18 protein-coding genes and 1 tRNA gene are annotated in these 21,349 nt (G+C 56.8%); 7 read left to right on the top strand and 12 right to left on the bottom strand.

Annotated elements, in window-relative coordinates; translation table 11 throughout:
- Positions 1-13 precede the first annotated feature (13 nt).
- The 8 genes from citG to IM273_RS09125 are packed head-to-tail and all read right to left on the bottom strand — an operon-like array spanning position 14 to position 7,322.
- The gene (citG, locus tag IM273_RS09160; protein ID WP_193050783.1) at positions 14-817 is read right to left on the bottom strand and encodes a triphosphoribosyl-dephospho-CoA synthase CitG; all 804 of its coding nucleotides are present in this window, start codon (positions 815-817) and stop codon (positions 14-16) included.
- Positions 795-1,334: a citrate lyase holo-[acyl-carrier protein] synthase gene (gene citX, locus IM273_RS09155; RefSeq protein WP_193050784.1), complete on the bottom strand. Its 540-nt coding sequence runs from the start codon at positions 1,332-1,334 to the stop codon at positions 795-797. Before citX ends, citG begins: the two co-directional genes overlap by 23 nt.
- Complete coding sequence (gene citF, locus IM273_RS09150) at positions 1,331-2,854, bottom strand: citrate lyase subunit alpha (RefSeq protein ID WP_193050786.1); 1,524 nt, start codon at positions 2,852-2,854, stop codon at positions 1,331-1,333. Before citF ends, citX begins: the two co-directional genes overlap by 4 nt.
- Before the next feature lie 10 nt (positions 2,855-2,864).
- Positions 2,865-3,740: a citrate (pro-3S)-lyase subunit beta gene (gene citE, locus IM273_RS09145; RefSeq protein WP_028014383.1), complete on the bottom strand. Its 876-nt coding sequence runs from the start codon at positions 3,738-3,740 to the stop codon at positions 2,865-2,867.
- Positions 3,737-4,030 (bottom strand): citrate lyase acyl carrier protein, encoded by a 294-nt coding sequence (gene citD / locus IM273_RS09140; protein ID WP_193050788.1) that lies wholly within the window; start codon positions 4,028-4,030, stop codon positions 3,737-3,739. Before citD ends, citE begins: the two co-directional genes overlap by 4 nt.
- Positions 4,031-4,046: 16 nt before the next feature.
- Positions 4,047-5,069 (bottom strand): [citrate (pro-3S)-lyase] ligase, encoded by a 1,023-nt coding sequence (citC, locus tag IM273_RS09135; protein ID WP_028014385.1) that lies wholly within the window; start codon positions 5,067-5,069, stop codon positions 4,047-4,049.
- Positions 5,070-5,079: 10 nt separating this feature from the next.
- Positions 5,080-5,943, bottom strand: a complete 864-nt coding sequence (locus IM273_RS09130; protein WP_045630636.1) for a fumarylacetoacetate hydrolase family protein — start codon at positions 5,941-5,943, stop codon at positions 5,080-5,082.
- A 17-nt stretch (positions 5,944-5,960) separates the two neighbouring features.
- The gene (locus tag IM273_RS09125; RefSeq protein WP_193050790.1) at positions 5,961-7,322 is read right to left on the bottom strand and encodes a 2-hydroxycarboxylate transporter family protein; all 1,362 of its coding nucleotides are present in this window, start codon (positions 7,320-7,322) and stop codon (positions 5,961-5,963) included.
- Positions 7,323-7,667: 345 nt separating this feature from the next.
- Here IM273_RS09125 and IM273_RS09120 point away from each other — a divergent pair, with 345 nt between their 5' ends.
- Together IM273_RS09120 and IM273_RS09115 are read left to right on the top strand one after the other, a co-directional pair.
- Positions 7,668-9,293, top strand: a complete 1,626-nt coding sequence (locus IM273_RS09120) for a sensor histidine kinase (RefSeq protein ID WP_041908310.1) — start codon at positions 7,668-7,670, stop codon at positions 9,291-9,293.
- Positions 9,283-9,975: a response regulator gene (locus IM273_RS09115; protein ID WP_047367414.1), complete on the top strand. Its 693-nt coding sequence runs from the start codon at positions 9,283-9,285 to the stop codon at positions 9,973-9,975. Before IM273_RS09120 ends, IM273_RS09115 begins: the two co-directional genes overlap by 11 nt.
- Before the next feature lie 44 nt (positions 9,976-10,019).
- On the opposite strand, the gene IM273_RS09110 is transcribed toward IM273_RS09115, so the two are convergent.
- Positions 10,020-12,158, bottom strand: a complete 2,139-nt coding sequence (locus IM273_RS09110; RefSeq protein WP_193050792.1) for an ornithine decarboxylase — start codon at positions 12,156-12,158, stop codon at positions 10,020-10,022.
- Positions 12,159-12,339: 181 nt separating this feature from the next.
- On the opposite strand from IM273_RS09110, the gene IM273_RS09105 reads away from it, so the two are divergent.
- The 3 genes from IM273_RS09105 (at position 12,340) to IM273_RS09095 (ending at position 14,563) form a co-directional block, all read left to right on the top strand.
- Complete coding sequence (locus IM273_RS09105; protein WP_028014391.1) at positions 12,340-13,053, top strand: DUF554 domain-containing protein; 714 nt, start codon at positions 12,340-12,342, stop codon at positions 13,051-13,053.
- Positions 13,054-13,148: 95 nt separating this feature from the next.
- Positions 13,149-13,224 (top strand) — tRNA-Phe (locus tag IM273_RS09100).
- Positions 13,225-13,744: 520 nt separating this feature from the next.
- Entirely contained in the window at positions 13,745-14,563 is an 819-nt protein-coding gene (locus IM273_RS09095; protein WP_155026355.1) for a DUF4225 domain-containing protein, read from the top strand.
- Here the strand turns inward: IM273_RS09095 and IM273_RS09090 are convergent.
- The 3 genes from IM273_RS09090 to IM273_RS09080 form a co-directional block, all read right to left on the bottom strand.
- Positions 14,541-14,867, bottom strand: a complete 327-nt coding sequence (locus IM273_RS09090) for a hypothetical protein (protein ID WP_045630641.1) — start codon at positions 14,865-14,867, stop codon at positions 14,541-14,543. The two genes, IM273_RS09095 and IM273_RS09090, sit on opposite strands and share 23 nt — an antisense overlap.
- A 398-nt stretch (positions 14,868-15,265) precedes the next feature.
- Positions 15,266-17,053, bottom strand: a complete 1,788-nt coding sequence (locus IM273_RS09085) for a hybrid sensor histidine kinase/response regulator (RefSeq protein WP_126326447.1) — start codon at positions 17,051-17,053, stop codon at positions 15,266-15,268.
- Positions 17,050-17,682: a response regulator transcription factor gene (locus tag IM273_RS09080; protein ID WP_126326448.1), complete on the bottom strand. Its 633-nt coding sequence runs from the start codon at positions 17,680-17,682 to the stop codon at positions 17,050-17,052. The genes IM273_RS09085 and IM273_RS09080 overlap by 4 nt, the downstream gene beginning before the upstream one ends.
- Positions 17,683-17,857: 175 nt before the next feature.
- Between IM273_RS09080 and IM273_RS09075 the strand changes: the two genes are divergently transcribed.
- Together IM273_RS09075 and IM273_RS09070 are read left to right on the top strand one after the other, a co-directional pair.
- Positions 17,858-18,172: a lipoprotein gene (locus IM273_RS09075; RefSeq protein ID WP_028014394.1), complete on the top strand. Its 315-nt coding sequence runs from the start codon at positions 17,858-17,860 to the stop codon at positions 18,170-18,172.
- 114 nt (positions 18,173-18,286) lie between these two features.
- Positions 18,287-21,304, top strand: coding sequence for an autotransporter domain-containing protein (locus tag IM273_RS09070; RefSeq protein WP_193050794.1), 3,018 nt, complete (start codon positions 18,287-18,289; stop codon positions 21,302-21,304).
- The last annotated feature ends 45 nt before the right edge of the window (positions 21,305-21,349 follow it).

Below are 21,349 nucleotides of genomic sequence, written 5' to 3'. Positions count from 1 at the left end.
AGCCGCCACCCGGCTATTTTATTGCAGAGAGCACCCACCCCACCGACAGCAAATCCGCGCTGCCGCCCGGACTCAGGTTTCGTTCAATCAGTGCCTTATCCATCTTAAGCAACGCCTCGCGATCCCAGCCGTTAGCCAGCAGTTCCCGCGCATAGCCCTGAACGTAGCGCAGCCCCTGAATGCCGCCGCGTGACACGAGATTACTGTCCTGATTGACCGCCATCAGGCGCAACAGCAGGCCGTGAAGCGACTGTCCGTTCCACTGCCCCAGCGCCTTACGCACCGTCGCAAAGCCGCTCTCCGCCTCGCCTCGCGCCCCGGTTAAGCCGTACTGCTGAAACTGCCGCTCGCCCGCCGTCGCCTGCCCGCTGCGCGCTGCCAGCTCCCGCGACACCAGCCCGCTGCAGATGTTACTCACCTCACAACAGAGGCTGTCCGCAGAGACATTTTTCACACGCCCGGCAGCGAAGCACAGCAGGCCGAGAGCAAAAATTCCGCCCTTATGCGTGTTCACGCCGTTCGTCGCAGCGTACATCGCCTGCTCGCAGGCCATCCCCATCGGGCGGATAATCCGCAGCTGTGCGTCAGCGGGTTTATCCGCATGCACGTTACCGAGTTCAGCAAAGCGCGAAAACCACGGTGCAATCGCCGCAATGCTGCGGACAAACAGCGCGTGGTCCATATCGCGATGGGAACCGTTGTTGAGCTTGTCCACCAGCCCCGGCTTGGGCGTCAGCTCCAGCTCCTGCCACAGCGCCGCTTCGGCAAGCGCGGGCACGTCAACCGGGCGCGGTTTAGTCGCGAGCAAACCAGTCATCGATCGTCTTCTCCACGCGGGAAACAACTTGCTCAACGGGATGATTGCGCGAACGGGAGCAGGCATGCGCGGGCTCGTCGCAGATCAGGCAGCGCCTGAGATTCTCTCCCAGCGACTGACGCCCGACGTGGCCGTGCTGAGGGCAGATCACGTCCAGATCCCACAGCCTGCCGAGCGGGTGCGTCTGCTCCAGTTCCGCGCAGTGCGCTTTGATTTCCGCCGCCGCATGGGCGACGCACCACAAGGCTTCCGGTCCGGTGGGCAGCCACAGCACCTGGCGGTCCAGCACCTGCCAGCGGTTCTCCCACAGCAGCTGGTCGCACATCTGGAGCGCCACGCCCATGGTGTTGCGATAGCGCAGGCTGTCCTTGATTTCCCCTGGCGTGACCAGCGTGAGGGAGATCACCGGCTGTTTATAGTGCGTAAGCCAGTCAGCCTGACGGGCTGCGCGACGCTCTTTCGCCGCCAGCAGTTCCTCCAGGCTGACACCCGCCCGCACGGGTGTCGCTAAAATCATACTGACTCCTTCACCTGTCGTACGGTGTCGATCACGCTGCCGTCGCGGTAGCGGATCACCCCGACGATTTTGTCGGTAAATTCAATCGGTTTCGGTATGCCGGTCAGGGAAATCGCCCGCTCATAGAGCGCGCTGATGTCCACTACCTTCAGCCCGGCCTCCAGCAGCCGCTCGCGGATCTCCGGGCGCGCCGGGTTGACTGCGATGCCGTGATCGGTAACCAGCACATCGATGCTTTCGCCCGGCGTGAGGCGCGTGGTGACGCGCTTGACCACCGTCGGAATGCGGCTGCGCAGCAGCGGCGCGACGACGATGGTCAGGTTGGCTGCCGCCGCCACGTCGCAGTGCCCGCCGGACGCGCCGCGCATCACGCCGTCGGAGCCGGTGATGACGTTGACGTTGAAATCAACGTCAATTTCCAGGGCGCTGAGGATCACCACGTCGAGCTGGTCGCAGCTTGCCGCCTTGCTGCCGGGGTTGGCGTAGACGTTGGTGGAGATCTCTACGTGGTTCGGGTTGCGCGCCAGCGAAGCCGCCGCCTGGCCGTCAAAGCACTGGGTGTCGAGCAGCTTTTCGATAAGCCCCTTCTCGTGCAGATCCACCAGGCTGCCGGTGATGCCGCCGAGCGCAAAGCGCGCCTTTACGCCGCTGCGCTCCATCTTTTCTTCCATAAAGCGGGTGCAGGCGGTGGCCGCCGCGCCGGAGCCGGTCTGCATCGAGAAGCCCGGTTTGAAATAGCCGGAGTGTTCAATCACGTCCGCCGCATAGCGGGCGATCATCAGCTCGCGCGGGTTGCTGGTGACGCGCGCCGCGCCGACGCTGATTTTCGCCGGGTCGCCCACGCTCTCGACCTGCACGATGTAGTCCACCTGGTCCTGCACCAGGCTGGCGGGCATATTCGGGAACGGCACCAGCTCTTCGGTCAGCAGCACCACCTTGCGGGCAAAGTGCGCGTCCACCATCGCGTAGCCCAGCGAGCCGCAGCACGATTTACCGTGCGTGCCGTTAGCGTTGCCAAACGCATCGCTGCACGGCACGCCGAGAAACGCCACGTCGATATTCAGCTCGCCGTCCTGGAGCAGCTTCACTCGCCCACCGTGGGAGTGAATGTGTACCGGCTCGTCCATCAGCCCGTGGGAGATGGCGTCCGCCAGCCTGCCGCGCATGCCCGAGGTGTAAATCCGGGTGATGACGCCGCTTTCAATATGCTCGATCAGAGCGTCGTTGCAGGTCATCAGCGAGCTGGAGGCCAGCGTCAGGTTTTTGAAGCCCATCCGCGCCAGCAGCGCCACAACAGTGTTGATCACCCGGTCGCCTTCGCGAAAGGCATGGTGGAAGGAGATGGTCATCCCGTCCTGCAGGCCGCTGCGCGCTACGGCTTCTTCAAGGGAGGCACATAGCTTGCGGTTGTGCTTCGCGTCACTGTCCGCCAGCCACGGCGTCGCGCTGTGGGCAGTATCAAAGGGTTTCAGGTCCCGCAGATGGGGGAAGTTTACGTGGAGAAGTTCTGTTTGATTCATTTTGTCATCCTTACCGACGCACGCCGGAAGCCGCCGCGCGCTCCAGCACCACCTGCGCGTGGTTAATAATTGGTGCATCCACCATTTTGCCGTTGAGCGACACCACGCCCAGGCCGTTACGCTCGCCCTCTTCTGCCGCTTCAATCACCCTTTTTGCGTGATCCACCTCTTCCTGAGTCGGTGCATAAGCGTTGTGCAGCAGGTCAATCTGGCGCGGGTTAATCAGCGATTTGCCGTTGAAGCCCATCTTGCGGATCAGATCGACCTCGCGCAGGAACCCGGCCTCGTCGTTAACGTCTGACCACACCACATCGAAGGCGTCGATGCCTGCCGCACGGGCGGCGTGCAGCACGGCGCAGCGGGCGTAGAACAGCTCGGTGCCGTCGCCGCGCTCGGTCTGCATGTCCATCACGTAGTCAAAGGCGGCCAGCGCGATGCCGATGAGGCGCGGGGAGCTGCGGGCAATCGCCACGGCATTGATGACGCCAATGGCCGACTCAATCGCCGCCATCACGCGGGTGGAGCCGACCTCGCGGCCGCACTCGCGTTCAATGCGCTCAAGATGGCCCTCTAACTCATAGACGTCGTCTGGGGTGTCGGTTTTTGGCAGGCGGATCACGTCCACGCCCGCGCGCACGGCGGCTTCCAGATCCAGCAGGCCAAACGGCGTGCTGAGCGGGTTAATGCGCACCACGGTTTCGATATCCTGATACATCGGGTGCTGTAGCGCGTGGAATACCAGCATGCGCGCGGTGTCCTTCTCACGCAGGGCGACGGCGTCCTCAAGGTCAAACATGATGGAGTCGGGGCGGTAGATAAACGCGGTGGAAAGCATGGCGGCGTTGGCGCCCGGCAGGAACAGCATACTGCGGCGGAGTTTGCTCATTTCAGCGCCTCCCAGTTGATGGCCCGTTCATCGACGGCACGCATCAGCGCGCTTTGCAGGCGGGCGCGAATAACACAGTCCAGCGCCCCTTTGTCTTCAATAATGATGAGCCCCTGGCGCACGTTCATGGCGCGCAGCGTGTCGTTGACCACCTGGCGAATGTGCTCGCCAAACTGCTTAATCACTTCACTGTGGATGACAATCTCCAGCTCTCCGTGAACGGGGGCGATTTTCACCATCAGGTCGCTGGACTCCTGCGTTCCGGCCAGCGCCTCCCTTACAATATTCATGATAAATTCCTGATAGTTATGCGACTTCCGCACTCGCACGATAGTGTGTTTCGAGATGCGCGAAGGTGGAGTCCGGGACGATCTCCCGGATCCGGGAAAACTGCTGTGTCTTGAGTAAACGGCGCACTTCGGACGCCGAAATGGCGTTGCCGGTGGCCTTGATGCGCGGCATTTCCACCACCTCGATATGCGAGGCCAGCAGGTCATGCAGCGTCTGGTTGTACTGGCGGGTGATGTCGCAAAAAGGCTCCGAGCCGATAAAGCGGTGCGTGATGCCGAGCGCCGGGGCGATGAAGTCCCGGAAGATCAGCACGTCGATCTCGCTCCACGCCTGCTGCACTTTTCCGGTCTCCTTCAGGAAGTAGGCCGGGAAGGTGGCGCGGGAGATGATGTACTGCGAGCCTTCATGCACCACCACGTTCGGCAGATGGGCTACGCCCGCGCGCACCATCTCGAGACGCGCGCTGAACGGGAAGAACGAGGCGTCTTCACGCACCACGAACAGATGCAGGGCATCGCACCGCTGCGCCGCCTGCTCCACCAGATGGCGGTGGCCGAGGGTGAACGGATTGGCGTTCATCACTATCGCGCCAGTTTTCTCCCCGCCCTTTCGCATCCGGCTTAAGGTACGGCAGTAGCGCGCGATCCCCTGCGGGGTGTTCTCCATCAGCACCGCGTTGTTCCCGCTCTGGGCAATTGGCCAGAAGCCGCTGCGGGCAAAGCGCTCCCGGTTGCACGGACGGGTGCAGAGGAAGAGGTGAAAATGGCCGCGCTCCAGCGCCGCATTTTCCACCTCTGCCAGCAGCCGCGCGCTGAGGTTTTCCCCACGAAGCTGCTCGTTGACCGCCACGCATTTGATGACGTTGCCGGCAAGTCCTGCGCAACCCACCAGCTGCGCGCCGGACCAGGCTTCGACAAACAGCGTGATGTCGTTGTCCAGGCCAAGGCCGCTGTCTGCCAGCAGGTAGCGGATCTGGCTTAAGCGTTCCGGGTGTTTCGCCACCAGCGTCTGGCGAAAATCGATGGGTTGACTGTTCATGCCGCCTTTCTCAGTGTGCCGCCGCAAGCCCGACGGCTGGCGCTTCAACAATCACGTTGCTTAGATGACCGATATGCTCGATCTCCACCTCAATGCGATCCCCCTCTTTCATAAACAGCGGCGGGTTACGCTTTTTACCCACACCGCCCGGGGAGCCGGTGATGATCACGTCGCCCGGGCTTAAGCGGGTAAAGGTGCTGATGTACTCGATGAGCTCCGCGACCTTGTGGATCATGCTGCTGGTGTTGTCCTCCTGCACCATGCGGCCGTTAAGCCAGGTGCGGATCGCCAGGCTGTGCGGGTCCGGGATCTCATCCGCCGTCGCCATCCAGGGGCCAAACGCCCCGGTCTGACGCCAGTTTTTACCGGCGGTGAACCAGGTGTGCTGCCAGTCGCGGGCGGAGCCGTCCATGTAGCAGCTGTAGCCCGCCACGTGGCGCAGGGCGTCATCACGGCTGATGTTCTCCCCGCCCTTACCGATGATCACCGCCAGCTCGCCTTCGTAGTCGAATTCGCTGGAGTGGCGCGGCTTCAGTACCGGCTCGTTGTGGCCGGTCTGTGAGTCCGGGAAGCGGACAAACAGCGTCGGGGCCGGGTTGTGCTGGTCAAACTCCTTGCGCTTGTCGGCGTAGTTCATGCCCACGCAGAGGATTTTTTCCGGCTGCACGATCACCGGTAAGAAGGTGATGGCGCTCAGCGGTACATCCACCGCGTCGTTCAGGTAACGGGTGGCCAACGCCAGCCCGTTGCCCTGCAGCAGCGCTTTAAGGTCGCCATAGCGGTCGCCGAGACGGCGGCCTAAATCAATCACGCCCTCGGCCTGAACGATGCCGTAGCTGCGTTTTCCCTGGTATAAAAAGCTTGCGAGTTTCATTGTTTTTTCCTGAATACTTAGACGAGGAAGTTGCCCAGAATCAGCAGTGAGACAGAGACGTTAATCGCCCCGCCGATACGGGTAGCAATCTGGGCGAACGGCATCAGGCTCATGCGGTTGCCTGCGGTCAGTATCGCCACGTCGCCGGTACCGCCCTGTCCGCTCTGACAGCAGGAGACGATGGCGACATCAATCGGGTGCATACCAATCTTTTTACCGACGAAGAACCCGGTCGCCACCAGCGCAGAAACGGTGCTGATAATCACCAGCAGGTTGCTGACGGTGAACGCCGCGACCAGCTCGTGCCACGGGGTGATGGCCACGCCAACGGCGAACAGGATTGGGTAGGTCACGGAAGTCTGGAAGAATTTGTACACCACCTGCGAACCCTCCAGCAGGCGCGGAGAAGCGCCGTTGCAGAGCTTCACCAGCACCGCCATAAACAGCATGCCAACGGGCGCAGGCAGGCCAATCAGCTTGTGGCCGAGCATGCCCAGCATATAGAGCAGCACCGCCAGCAGCGCGCCGGAGGCGATAGTCGTCACGTCCGCTTTACCGGAGAACGCAGGCTGAGAGGCGGTGGCATCGGCATTCGCGCGGTTAGGCATCAGCTGGCCTTCACCGGTCAGGTGCGGGTAGCGTTTACCGAGCTGGTTCAGGCAGCCGGAGATGATGATTGCCGTCAGCCCGCCGAGCATGACCATCGGCAGCACGCGGCCGAGCGCTACGCCCTGGTCCATATGCAGCAGGGTGGCATAGCCGATGGAAAGCGGAATCGCCCCTTCCCCGACGCCGCCCGCCATGATCGGCAGAATGATAAAGAAGAAGATCTGGAACGGCTCCAGGCCCAGCGCCAGCCCCACGCCCATGCCAACAATCATGCCGACGATTTCACCGCACAGCATCGGGAAGAAGATGCGCAGGAAGCCCTGAATCAGCACCGTGCGGTTCATGCTCATGATGCTGCCGACGATAATGCAGCAGATATAGAGGTAGAGAATGTTGGTGGATTTGTAGAATTTGGTCGTGGATTCCACCACCACGTCCGGCAGCAAACCGTAGTAGACCAGTGCGGAAGGGATAAAGGTGGCGCAAATCGCCGCCGCGCCAAGCTTGCCGACAATCGGCAGGCGTTTGCCGAACTCACCACAGGCAAAGCCGAAGAAGGCCAGCGTCGCCACCATCACCACGATATCGCTCGGCAGTTTTCCGCCCAGGCAATCAATCGCGATCAGCGCGCCCGCCAGAACGAACAGCGGCAGAGGAATAATCCCGATTTTCCAGGTATCCATAATATGCCACCACCGCTCCTTGAGGGATGGCCGCTGAATTTCAATCGGGTCGTGGGTAACACAGAAAGAATCGTCAGTTGTGCTCATAATAAGCCCCTTAGTTATTTTGTGCGTTCAGCTTAGAGTCACAAAGCCCTACTTTATGTGAGGAATGGCATATTAAAAGCGAAGTTTTAATGGCAGCTATGGTTTTTATGGTTTCTTTTATTTAATGTGATTTATGCCTTATTTATTATCGTGGTTTTTATGGTTTCTTTTCTGAATTGAACGACCAAATAACATTTAACTTAGCAGCATGAAGATCATAAGCCTTCTGGATAAATCATTTACAGCCCTTGCTGTGCAAGGGATCACAAGTTTCCCGCAAAGCGGACATCCGCATGAAAAAAGATGATATATTGACGATCTTTGCCGCTACTTTGCGTGATAGTTATGAAAGTCTCTTTCCAGATTAAGCTTTTTATTTCGCTCGTTGCCTTTTTCTCAGTGCTTTTTGTGCTGCTGGGCGGATATTATTATGCCGATGTCGGAAAACAGCTTTATCAGGAAATGAGTGCGCGCGCTAAAATACAGGCGGAAGAGATTGCGCTTATTCCGTCATTGCGTACTGAAGTTGAACAAAAAGATATCAATGCCATTCATGATTTCATGCAGAAAATGGCCGCGCACAGCGACGCCAGCTTTATTGTCATTGGCGATAATACGGGACGGCATCTTTTTCACTCCGTCTTTGCCGACAGGGTGGGCACGACGCTGGTCGGCGGCGACAATGAAGCCGTATTGCAGGGGAAAAGCACGACAACCATACGTAAAGGCGGGTTGGGCATTTCACTGCGCAGTAAAGCGCCCATTTTCAACGACGCCGGGCAGGTGGTCGGCATTGTTTCAGTTGGCTATCTCACCAGCTACCTGGACACCATTACCGTCAGTAAAGTGGTCAATATCCTGATTGCCGCCGTGCTGCTGCTGATCGCCCTCTTTGTCTTCTCCTGGTTCTTTACCCGTAGTATTAAGAAGCAGATCTTCTCCCTGGAGCCACGAGAGATCGGCCTGCTGGTGCGCCAGCAAAAGGCGATGATGGAGTCCATCTACGAAGGCGTGATTGCCATTGATAACGAACGGCGCATAGAGGTGATCAACCAGGCGGCGCGCAAGCTGCTGGGCCTGAGCCAGCCGGCCCGGGAACTGCGCGGGCAGCTGATAAGCCAGGTGATCGATCCGGTCCCGTTCTTCGACACGCAGACGATGCTGGCGAAAGATACCCATGACGAGATTTGCCGCTTTAACGATCTCACGGTGATTGCCAGCCGGGTACACATCATGCTTGAGGGGTCGCTGCAGGGCTGGGTGATCACCTTCCGCGATCGCAACGAGATCGACTCTCTCAGCAGCCAGCTCAGCCAGGTAAAACGCTACGTCGATAACCTGCGCATTATGCGTCATGAGCAGCTGAACCGGATGACCACCCTCTCCGGCCTGCTGCATATGGGCCGCTATGAAGAGGCCATTCGCTACATTCAGGCGCAGTCGGAGCATGCTCAGGAGCTGCTGGACTTTATCTCCTCCCGCTTTAGTTCCCCGACACTTTGCGGGCTGCTGCTGGGAAAAGCCGCCCGCGCGCGTGAGAAAGGCGTCGAGCTGAGTTTCGACCCGGCCTGTCGGCTGGACAAACCGTTCCTGCCGCTGGGAGAGCAAGAGCTGATTTCGATTATTGGCAACCTGCTGGATAACGCCATCGAAGCGACGCAGCGATCGCCGCTCCCGCATGCGCCAGTGGAAGTGCTGATAAAGCTCAGCGAGCAGGAGCTGATTATTGAAGTGGCCGACCAGGGCGTTGGCATTACCCCGGCGATCCGTGACCGGATATTTGAACGCGGCATCACCACCAAAACGCGGGGCGATCACGGGATTGGCCTGTATCTGATCGAAAGCTACGTCACGCAGGCTGGCGGCACAATAGAAGTTGCCGATAACATGCCGCACGGGACCATTTTCTCACTGTTTATCCCGGCCTCGGGAACCGTCCGGCAACTGGAAGATACCGACTATGCAACATGAACTTATCGACGTACTGATTGTTGAAGACGAGAACGAACTGGCACAGCTGCACGCGGAGCTTATCGGTAAACATCCGCGCCTGAGGCTGGTGGGGATTGCCGCGTCGTTGGCCGACGCGCAGCGACAGCTGGAGAGCAAACAGCCGAAGCTGATGCTGCTGGATAACTACCTGCCGGACGGCAAAGGCATCACCCTTATCAGCAACCCGATGCTGGCCCGCGCCAACTGCTCGGTGATTTTCATCACCGCCGCCAGCGATATGGACACCTGTAGCCAGGCCATTCGAAACGGCGCGTTTGACTATATCCTTAAGCCGGTCTCCTGGAAGCGGCTCAGCCAGTCGCTGGAGCGTTTTGTGCAGTTTGCAGAACAGCAGCGGGTCTGGAAGATTGTCGACCAGCAGAACGTGGATTCACTCTATCAGTTACAGGCGAAAAACTATCGTCTGGACAACGGCAGCAAGGGAATAGAGGAGAACACGCTGGCGCGGGTGCAAACGCTGTTTAACAGTAAGGCGGCGCACTGCTTTACGGTGGATGAGGTGGTGAGCGAGACGGGGCTGAGTAAAACCACCACCCGACGCTATCTGGAACACTGCGTGGAGGTGGGTTTTCTGACGGTGGAGATGCTGTACGGGAAAATTGGGCATCCGAGGAGGATGTACCGCCGTGCAGAAGCCTGACGAAGTATTATAGGCCCGGTAAGCTTGCGCCACCGGGCCTACGTTCAGACATTCAATACGTACCCATACAGCCGCTTAATCCCGTCCGCATCCTTCTCGCTGTAAACGCCCTGCAACTCCGGCGAGAAGCCCGGCAGCATATTAATGCCCTCTTCCAGCGCCAGGAAGTAACGCTGTACCGCCCCGCCCCAGACTTCTCCCGGCACCACGCACAGCACGCCTGGCGGGTACGGCAGCGCGCCTTCGGCGGCAATGCGCCCTTCAGCGTCACGAATACGCACCAGCTCCACGTTCCCACGAATGTACTCCTGGTTGGCATCCTGCGGGTTCATCACTACGGCGGGCAGGCTCTCCCGGCGGAACATCGCCTTCTGTAGATCCTTCACGTTAAAGCTGACGTAGAGATCGTGCATCTCCTGGCACAGTTGACGGATCGTGTAGTCGCGGTAACGCACCGGGTATTTTTGGTAGATGGTCGGCAGCACGTCGGAGAGCGGCGTGTCGTCTTCAATATGCTGCTCAAACTGCCCCAGCATCGCCACCAGCTGCGCCAGCTTCTCGCTGCTTTCGGCAGGCGTCAGCAGGAACAGGATCGAGTTGAGGTCGCACTTCTCCGGCACGATGCCGTTTTCGCGCAGGTAGTGGGCGAGAATGGTCGCCGGAATGCCGAAATCGGTATAGTGACCTGTTTCTGCATCAATGCCCGGCGTGGTCAGCAGCAGCTTGCACGGGTCGACGAAATACTGCTCGCTCGCATAGCCCTCAAACCCGTGCCATTTGGCCCCCGGCTCGAAGCTAAAGAAGCGACGCTCGCTCGCGATGACCTGCGTGGGGTGATCCTGCCATGGCCGCCCCGCCACCACAGGCGGAATAAACGGTTTGATCATATGGCAGTTGGCGATGATGGCCTTGCGCGCCTCAATGCCCAGCTCGACGCACTCCGCCCACAGCCTGCGCCCGCTCTCGCCCTCGTGAATTTTGGCGTTCACGTCCAGCGCCGCAAACAGCGGATAAAACGGGCTGGTGGAGGCGTGCAGCATAAACGCGTTGTTCAGCCGCTTGTGCGGACAGAAGCGCGCCTGACCGCGGATGTGGTTATCCTTTTTATGGATCTGCGACGTTTGCGAGAACCCGGCCTGCTGCTTGTGCACCGACTGGGTCACGAAAATACCCGGATCGTTCTCGTTAAGCTCCAGCAAGAGCGGGGACGTTTCCGCCATCATCGGAATAAACTGCTCGTAGCCCACCCACGCGGAGTCAAAAAGGATGTAGTCACAAAGATGGCCGATCTTGTCGATCACCTGGCGGGCGTTGTAGATCGTCCCGTCATAGGTGCCAAGCTGAATGATCGCCAGGCGGAACGGGCGGGCCTCGTCGGCCTTTTCCGGCGCCGCCTCGCGGATCAGATCCCGCAGATACGTGTCATCAAAGCAGTGCTCGTCGATCCCGCCGATAAAGCCAAACGGATTGCGCGCCGCCTCAAGATACACCGGCGTAGCGCCCGCCTGGATCAGTGCGCCGTGGTGGTTAGATTTATGGTTGTTGCGGTCGAACAGCACCAGGTCGCCGCGGGTCAGCAGCGCGTTGGTCACCACCTTGTTGGCCGCCGACGTGCCGTTCAGCACAAAGTAGGTTTTGTCCGCGTTGAATACTTTCGCCGCGAACTTTTGCGCGTGCTTGGCGGAGCCTTCGTGGATCAGCAGATCGCCCAGCTTAACGTCGGCGTTGCACATGTCGGCGCGAAATACGTTCTCACCGAAGAAATCATAGAACTGTCGCCCTGCCGGGTGTTTTTTGAAAAAAGCCCCGTGCTGGTGGCCCGGACAGGCGAAGGTGCTGTTGCCCATCTCTACATACTGGCTCAGGGTATCGAAAAAAGGCGGCAGCAATTCCTCTTCGTAACGGCAGGCGGCGCTCTCCAGTTCCAGGAACTCCTGAGCTTTACCCGAGATAATCGCCGTGACGCCATCAGGCACCTCTCCAGGCTCTTGCGAGAACATAAACACCGGTAGCTGAAAGCCCGTACGCTTCAGCAACGCGAGAATGCCGCTGTAGCTTTCAACAACGCTAATGACGACTGCCGCCACATCGGTGAAATCGGTGTTATCCAGCGTCACCTTTTCACGGTGCGTAGAAACTTTGGATACCAGCTCATGGCTGACGGCAATTTTCATGGTTTTCATAAGCGCAAATACCCTCACCGAGCGGTGAGACAGGGAGGAGAAAATTCGCGCAATCATGTCACTTTTTATTTTCACGCGCAAGAAGGAATCAGTATGCACGAAACCACCCAAAGCTAAGGCTCGCGCAGCCCTGACGTGCCATAATAATGCAATATCAATGAGTAAATAACAGGAGTTAACCGTGGTTATCGGGCCATTTATTAACGCCGGAGCCGTATTGCTGGGCGGCGTACTGGGCGCAGTGTTGAGTCAGCGGCTGCCGGAGCGTATCCGTTCATCCATGCCCTCTATATTCGGCCTGGCATCCTTAGGCATCGGCATCCTTTTAGTGATCAAATGCGCCAACCTGCCCGTCATGGTGCTGGCTACACTGCTCGGCGCACTGATTGGCGAATTTTGCTATCTGGAAAAAGGCATCAATAGCGCGGTGGGCAAAGCCAAAAACCTGATTGCCCGACCGGGCAAGGCGAAACACGGCACGCACGAGTCGTTTATTCAGAACTACGTCGCCATCATTATTCTGTTTTGCGCAAGCGGCACCGGGATTTTCGGCTCGATGCAGGAAGGAATGACGGGCGACCCAAGCATATTGATTGCAAAAGCGTTTCTCGATTTCTTCACCGCCACCATTTTCGCCACCACGCTCGGCGTTGCCGTTGCGGCGATTTGCGTGCCGATGCTGCTGATTCAACTCGCGCTTGCCACCTGCGCCACCTTGATTCTCCCGCTGACCACGCCAGCGATGATGGCGGACTTCACCGCCGTCGGCGGCCTGCTGCTGCTGGCGACGGGCCTGCGTATTTGCGGGATCAAAATGTTTGCCGTGGTGAATATGCTGCCCGCATTACTGCTCGCCATGCCGCTCTCTGCGCTCTGGACACACTTTTTCGCTTAAGATTGCGGCGAAATGGCGAGAGATTGCGCAGTCTGTAACGAAAACAACATTTTTCGTTGACGGCAACGGGCAGATCGGGTTTAATGCGCCCCGTTGCCCGGATAGCTCAGTCGGTAGAGCAGGGGATTGAAAATCCCCGTGTCCTTGGTTCGATTCCGAGTCCGGGCACCACTTATTTATAACCCTCGCTTCGGCGGGGGTTTTTGCTTTCTGAGTCAGCAACTCGTTGTTTGAACAGTAGTTACCACCCTTATCTTTCCTCCGACCCCGCTTCCCGGTGGTACAACTGGCGTGTTTACCGCCTTTACCTCCACACAGAAGCAGAAAAACCTGACCTTCACCAATCTATTTGAGCATTACAAATGCACATATCAATTGGACAGAGCCCGACAGAGCGGCATCACGTATCCGTGATTACACCCCATCGGCTAACTGTTTTATTAGATTGATTGGTGGTAAATCCATCCGGGACATCCTGAAAAGTGACCTGTCGGCGTTCCGTACACTGCTGGAACAGGCCCAGGCTAACCGCAGTAAAGTAGGCCGAGGAACGAAGCTGTAAAAAGCGACTTCTACTTCAGACACCGTAACCACATTGCTACTATATTGTGTGTGCGTTGGCACGCATGGCTGTCAGGGGGGCGTTTATCAGTCTAAGCAGAGGCCGGTAAAGCAATTGAGAGGAACTACAATGGATGCAGCATTACTTAACATGATGCGCTCAGGTGGAAGAAATAAAGCCTGGGCGGAAACGATGGTGAATATGGAAGCCAGGAAACTGGTAAATACAGCCAACACTCTGTCGGCTTTTCATCTCAGCGATAGTTTGACTCGAATGAAGTTTGTTCAGGAAATTCGGGACCTCATAGAAGAACAATTTACGTTAGCTCGTCGGGCTAAATCAGATGAAGAATGCATGGAATGCGTTAAAACTCTCAGAGAAGAAAACAGTAACCTGCTGGAACAAGCGCGTTTATTAAGAACGAAGGCAGCGAAGCTTTACGCTAAAGTCGAGTTTATCCGAGAGAATAACAAAATTGTTGGGTATGTGATCTCGGCTGTTAGTGTTGTCCTGGCCGGTGCTGAAATAGCCGCAGGATTTACCCTCATAGGCACTATGACCCCTCTCGGGGTTCTTGCTGGTGCGATTCTGGTTACTGACGGGGCAAACAGCATCAGTAAAGAAGTGGCTCGCTACGCAACTAACAACACTACCAGTGAAGGGCTGGTCGCGAATGCCGCGATGTCTACAGCTGAGTTTATGGGCTTTAGTCGTGAGAATGGGTTAGGTGTCTACAAATCAATTTCACTGGCCGCTAATGCGTACACCATTTTTGGCTTGTTACGGCGACCTGGTACCTGGCGATTGTTTCGTTATCTCCCTGCTGACTATTACCGAAAGGTGAGCACACTGAGCCGCCCGCAGCTTACAATGAAAATAGCGGGTTATGGCGTGAAAGCTAAGATTATTTTTGATCTGTTGTCCGTCAGCGACCCGTCCCAGAATTAGTCAGCATTTTACGATAACGCCAGGATTTGTAGCCAAGTTTTGCTGGCGTTATATACCAGATGAAAGGTAGTACAATCAATAACGTGAGTGCAAGTGTCAGGCTTGTATCCTTGGATGCAAGTAAAAGAGTTAAAGCCAGTATGATGAAGGCAATAATAGTTATCCACTTCATAGCCTTAAAACGATTGGCCAGATCATGAGTTACGCTATCAAACGAACCACCGTAATTTTCAATATTGTTTTTTAGCTTTTGAATATCTCGTTTGCTAAAACCTGATTTTAAAAGTGCCTCTTCGCTGGTCATTCTGTTATCCGTCCCATAACTCACTGAAACCTGTGACGAAGTTTAACTTAATTTGGCGGATAAATCGCTACCTGGCGATATTCATCAAATTTATATATATCAACGAGTTGAAGGTATCTTAGAGTATACGCTCGAAAACTGACATTATTGCCCACTGCGGAACTTCGCTGGTAGCAACTCTAATGACTCCTTCGGGGCCGTTTCCAACATCTCCCGCCCTGCCCGGTAGAAGCAACATGCAGATCACCACAGGAGGCATCATGCACGATGAAATCATTAATCAGGCCCGCGAAATCCTCCATCAGCTGCTCAACCATACCGACACATTGGCATCACAGCAGGACACCGCGTACTATCTGGCCCTACAGTGAAGCGCAATGCTGCTATTATCTATTCCCCTATCCACGACATCCTGACCACTGCGTCAGCAGCGCATGCAGTTTAGCCGGCTCCAGAGGTTTGCGCAGCACCAGATACCCTTCCTGCTCCGCCTCCAGCAGAACAGGCGAATTAAATTCGCCACTGACCATCGCGCCGCTCATGTCCGGCAGACGTTCAAAAAGCGCTTTCAGGATGTCGAAGCCGCTTTCGCCGGATCGCAGGCGCTGGTCGCACAGCACGGCGAACGGGGTGAAGCCATCGTCGATGATGGCGAACGCTTCTTCAGCGGAGGCCGCGCAGCGCACGTTGATTCCCCAAACGCTCATCAGGCTCTCCCAGGCTGACGTCACCAGCGGGTCGTCATCGACGACCAGGCAAGAACCGCGCAGCGGCGCATAGCGTACCGGCGCAGAGGCGTTGTTATCGGCGGGCGGGATGTCCGTCGCGATCTCTTCGCCAGCATATTGAGTGAAGCGCATCCAGAAGCGTGAGCCTTTACCTTCTATGGATTGCATCCCGTACTTCACCTTCATCAGCCTGGCACAGCGGGCAACCACGGCGAGGCCCAGCCCGTGTCCGGCGCTGTCGATCTTCCAGGCCAGTTCGGGGCGGTAATAAGGGGAGAAGATTTTACCTTTCTCGTCATCAGCGATACCGACACCCGTGTCCCACACTTCCACCAGGCACTCGTCACCGCGCGGTCGGATGGCAACCAGCACGCCGCCCTGCTGCGTGTAGCGAAGGGCGTTTTGAATCAGGTTAATCAGCGATTGTCGCACCAGCAGCGGGTCGCCCATCACGTGGATGCGGCGTTTGGGTCGACGGGTGGACAGCCTAAGTGCACGGCTGTTGGCCTCTTCGCGAAACAGCGTGATCACCGAGTCGAGCAGAGCGCCGATGTCCACTTTGGTAGGGGCAGTGAGCACTTTTCCGGATTCAATCTTGCTGAGGTCGAGCAGAGAATTGAACATCAAATGCACCGAGCGAACGCTCTGCTGCAGGTCAAGCAGCTGAGGCGTCAGGCTGTCGTCCCGATTTCGGTGGATAATCGCTTCAATCAAAAAACCCATGGCGTGTACCGGCTGACGCAGGTCGTGGCTGGCTGTCGTCAGGAACTGATTTTTATCCAGCAGCGCCTGCTCCGCTTCCTCTTTGGCCTGGCGAAACTGTTCTGCCAGGCGTGAGCTTTTTTCCTCAAGCAGCGCTTGCTGAATAAAGTACGCGTGCGACGTTAACGCATGGCGGTAAATGGCGAAGCCGTACAGCAGGTTCAGCATCAGCACAATGAATATCAGCTCGTCCAGCCGCCAGATGATGCCGATATTCAATACTCCCCAGGAGGCGAAGAAAAAGCACGTAAAAGTGCTGATGACCGGCGTCAGATGCGTCGCATTGGCGGCGACGATGGCGGCAATACTGATATTAAGGAGCAGGAAAAAGTCAAAGTTCTGCGTCTGCGGAGTAATTAAATAGAGAGATGAAATCCCCAGCCCGTGAATAAAAGCGATCTTATTTATGCGCGGAAGCCAGCTGCGCAGGACGTCCTCTTCATCATGCTCTTTCACTTCGCGCTGGTAGCGTCGGTGCAATATGCGGATTGCCACGGCACATAGCAGGTAAATAATTATCCAGATAATGGTTGGGCCAAGTTCATCGCCCAGCAAATAGATCCAAATGGCAAAAGGAATACCGACAAATGGCACCGCGCTAAAGCTGAACACCAGCCGCAAAAAAGTGTTGTTTAGCAAACGGATCTGCGCGGGAGATGAGATACCATCCTTCTGTAAGCTCTGGAAAAATCTCATTCTGATGATTCCCGCTTGCCATGCAGAAGCGTGATGGCTTCGACCCGGCTGTTAACGCCTATCTTTTTCAATATATTGCTGATGTGTTCTTTGACCGTGGGCTCAGAAATTGAAAGCTGCGCGGCGATTCGTTTATTTGGCAGGCCGCGCATAATCATATTTAAAACGTCTACTTGTCGCGGCGTTAAGTTAAATTTACTTAACTTCTCATTATTCGATTCAACGGGAAAATTGTTTCTCTCAGGAAACCAGGTCAGATTATCAAGGAGTGCACAAACGGCCCGTGAGAACATTTCAGGCGGTTCGCTTTTCAATACAAAACCGTGTCCCCCGGCGGCGTGAACTTTCTGCCAGATGTCATTATTGTCGTCCCCGCTGACCACCAGGAACCGTACCTGTGGGTAATGTTGTTTTACTTCTTTGAGTAATTTCAGTGCCGTGCCGGACGAAAGCCAAAAATCGATTACCAGCAAACGCGGCGGGCCATTATCCCTAATTTGACGGTAGCAATCTTCCTCATTCGTCACCACGCTCGCCTGCTTAAACTGGCAATGTGAAATCAGAAAATTAGCGATGCCGCTTGCTACCAATGGATGGTCATCAACGACCAACGCATAATTCTGCCCCAAAGGATCCTCCTTTTACCTTCGCATATCTGAGTGTACAGATGAATTATTATCTACCCACCCTACTTTAGGAGGGTTTTTTCGATTAGGAAAGGGAAATATATTATTCGCTGATTTGGGTAATTGAAAACATAAATACAATCAGTGAAATTAACTGATTGGATATCAAGGATAATTTATGAAAAAACCACTCATCTTTTTAAGCGTTACGTTGATGCTCGCCGGTTGTTCCACGCTAAAAACCGATCAGGCTATTCCACTCCTGCAGGCGGAGACCGCTAAAATGCTGGGGTTGGGCTCATCGGATGAAATAACCGTGACCAATGTTAATGGCGCCCAGCCGGACGCACTGGGAGGGCAAAAACTGTCTTATCGCGCTACGACGGAAAAAGGGCGTATTTTCGATTGCTCATCAATGATGATGCCGGGGATTTTAGGATCCGCCCCGACGCTCAGCGCACCAACCTGTACCCCTGTTGTCACGCATAAATAATTAACGGCAAATGAAAAGGCGTACATAAATAACGCCTTTTATATTTTCTGACGTATCTGAGTTTTCATAAAAACGATTTTCCAGACATCACGCTAATGAGTACGGAGATAGCCCGTGAATAACTCTACATCGCATGCTTTAGCGGTTAAGACGCCGCTTTCCAGACTTTACCTCGCTCTATTTTCCGCGCCGCTGTTACTACTTTCACCTGCCGATTTCGCGCGTGCAGCCGATGCCATTTTTGATGGCGAGGCACGTATAACCGAAACGCTGGGTTACACCGGAGATGTTTACGTTGGACGTAATCAACCCGGAAACCTGCTGATCGATAATGGCAAAATCACCGCCTATAACATCAACATCGGTCGGCTGTTCGACGGCCAAATTTATGAAAGCGTGGTCACGGTCCGTGGGCCAAACGCTGAGCTTAACGCAGTGAACGATCAGTACGTCCTGCGCGGCGATTTGAATCTTGGCCTCGGCACCCTGCGAGTCGAAGAAGGCGCGCTGGCCAGCGCAAAAGAAATTGTTGTCGGCACCACCCGCGGCTACGACAGCCACCTTATCGCCACTGGCGCCGGCTCTCGCGTGACCAGTAATTTTCTCAGCGTAGGTACCGATCTGGGGGCACGCTCCACGCTGGCGATTGAAGACGGCGCGGCGCTCAGCACCGCCTACGATGCGCGCATCGGCAACGGTACCGGGCCGGGTGAAACCGACACGCTAAGCCCGAAAGCCACCGTCACGGGGAGCGGCTCACAGTGGAACGTTGGCCGTACGTTGACGCTTTATGGCGACCTGGACGTGCTGAACGGCGGTGCGGTTAACGTTGGCGGCGTGCAGGTGGCGGGCGTCTCCGGGGCAGGTAAAACCGCCGAGCTGGTTATTGCGGGCAAAGACTCGCGCTTTACCAGCGGCAGCAGCGTGAGCGTGGGCGATTATGGCAATGGCGTGCTGTCGGTGATTGACGGCGGTTCATTTTCCGCTGGCAGCAATACGCTGATCGTGGGGACCTCGGGTTCCGGCTCGAACCGGGGTGCGCTCATTGTCGGCAGCCGCGGCAATATGGACACCGGAACGGGTTTAACTGAGCCAACGCTTGGCACAGCGGGCGGCGCGGGTACTCTCGATGCGAATACGGCAATCAGCCTGCGCGGCGGGCTGTTCGGCAGCTATGTCTACTTCAACCATACCGACGAAAATTACGTCTTCAGCAACAAGATGAGCGGCGAAGGTGAGGTGATCAATACTTCCGGGCAGACAACGCTGAATGGCGATCTTTCAGCCCTTCAGGCGAACGTGACCGCGCGCGGTGGCAAAGTCATTATCGCCAGCAACATCAACACCCAGCCAGAAGACGATATTTTTGATATTCAGACCCTTAGCGCCGAGAACGGCGGGACGCTGATCCTCAACGCGACGGCGGGATCCGACGTTAGCGACGGGCTGGGCTACAGCAGCGCCGCGTCAATCAAGGCCGGCGGAACGCTGGGAGGGAACGGCACGCTGGGCCAGACCGAGATCCTTTCCGGCGGGCATATCTCGCCCGGGGATGGCGATATCGGCACGCTGACGCTGAAACGTTATCTGAATTTTGTGGGTGACTCTTTCTATGATGTCGATATCGCCGGTAATGGCCGCAGCGACCAGCTGCTGGTCGCAGGCAAAACGACCATCAGTGACCGGGCTCAGGTACAGGTCACTGCGCTGGATCCGCAAACCAGCTACAAAACGGGCCAAAGCTACCGCATTTTAACCTCCGACGGGGGAATTGACGGTCAGTTCGCGGGGGCGGTGTCTAAATCCGCCTTCCTGGACGTGGCGCTCAACCAGAGCACCAACGCCGTCGATCTGACTATCGCGCAGAAAGAGACCGGCGGCGAGAATCCGGGAGGCGAAAACCCGGGAGGTGAAAATCCAGGAGGAGGAAACCCAGGAGGAGGAAACCCTGGCGGTGAGAACCCGGGGGGAGAAAACCCTGGCGGTGAGAATCCGGGCAGCGGCAAGCCGGGGATTTTCCAGACCGTCGCCAAAAGCAGCAACCAGTGGAATACCGCTGGCGCGCTCTCCACCCTGACGCAAAGCGGCCCGTCGCTGGCGCTGTATAACTCGCTGCTGGTACTCAGCGCGCCGGAAGCGCGCGAGGCGTTCAACCAGCTGTCCGGTGAAGTTTATCCGTCAATGCAGTCCAACCTGATCGCCGGCAGCACGCAGGTGTTTAACGTCTTAAACCAGCGTATGCAGCGCGCGTTTGATAACGACAGCCTGCCGATACCACCGTTAGCGATGTCGCTGGTGCAGCAGCCGGAGCCGCAAAACAATGGCGTCTGGGGCCAGACCTTCAGCTCCTGGAGCCGAAACGACGGCGACGGTAACGTGGGCAAGCTGGACGGCAACACCACCGGCTTCCTGCTGGGGGCAGATCGCAAGCTGGCGGATCATAACGTGCGTGTCGGCGGCTACTTCGGCTACAGCCGCGGTGATTACGACGTCGACAGCCGTCGTTCCTCAACGGATACCGATAACTACCACCTTGGCCTGTATGCGGCGGGTCAACAGGATGCGTTCTCCCTTCGCGGCGCGCTGGGTTACACCTGGCACAAGATCGAAGGCGAGCGCAGCGTTGATTTCAGCGGCTTCTCGGATCGGCTGAAGTCGGATTACGACGCCAACTCGCTGCTGGCGTTCACCGAAGCGGGTTACCGCTTCGGCCAGCCTGATATGAATATCGAGCCGTTCGTAAATTTATCGTACATTCGACTGCATACCGACAGCTTCAGGGAAGACGGCGGTGCCGCCGCGCTGAGCGTAAGTAACGAAACGATGAACACCTTCTACTCCACCCTCGGGGTGCGCGGTGTGACCGAGCTGCCGAAGAACGTGAACCTCTACGGTTCGTTGGGCTGGCAGCACGCCTATGGCGATAAGAATACCTCTTCGCGCATGGCGTTTGCGGGCAGCGACGCGTTCATTACTCAGGGGCAGGCCGTGGATGAGGACGTGATGGTGGGTGATATCGGCGTGAGCGTACAGCTGTCGCGTGCTGCGACGCTGGATGTGGGTTATCAGGGGCAATATGGTGCGGATACCCGCGTCAACTCGGTTAACGCTAATCTGCGCTGGTCGTTCTGAATTATTTCCAGTAAAAGAACCCGCCCTTGTGGCGGGTTTTTGCTT

Origin of the sequence: Enterobacter cloacae complex sp. P13B (assembly GCF_014895915.1) — a bacterium.
Classification (GTDB): Bacteria; Pseudomonadota; Gammaproteobacteria; order Enterobacterales; family Enterobacteriaceae; genus Enterobacter; species Enterobacter bugandensis.
The sequence above is the reverse complement of the archived record's forward strand: the minus strand, read 5'-3'. Positions and strand labels throughout refer to the sequence as shown.